Here is a 401-nt window from a genome sequence, read left to right on the forward strand (position 1 = left end):
CGTCTAGCACTCACGGCGTGCGCTTGCGCACGTTGTGAGCTGCGCCTTGATATGCTTATTTTTAACAGGTGAAATCATCATGATCGGGTTCCATGCATTCGATCTTCCATGCTTCTATATCGGTATACAAGGTTGTAGATGGCCATCCCTCATTTGAGTCAGTTTTGCCAGACCAGGTCAGGTGAACGACTGCGAATCTTTCATTCCTTCCATTCTTTATCTCAAATAGGACATCATCACAATCCCCCCTTCGAGCAATCGCTTCGACTTCAGATCCGTGCAGAATCCCGTCTTTTCTCACTTCCTTTTTTAGTTCGTCGACAAGTGCGACTCCGTCATCGACTGAGTACCACGGTTCAAGTAGTTGGAATGGAAAATCGAAATTCATTTTCTGCATATCG

1 protein-coding gene is annotated in these 401 nt (G+C 45.9%); it reads right to left on the reverse strand.

Going from position 1 to position 401, the window contains the following annotated elements; genetic code table 11:
* Positions 1-61: 61 nt before the first annotated feature.
* Positions 62-401: hypothetical protein (locus QEH57_RS24820; protein ID WP_309009503.1), on the reverse strand; the 340-nt coding region annotated here is incomplete at its 5' end.

Source organism: Pelagicoccus sp. SDUM812005 (genome assembly GCF_031127875.1).
GTDB lineage: Bacteria > Verrucomicrobiota > Verrucomicrobiia > Opitutales > Opitutaceae > Pelagicoccus.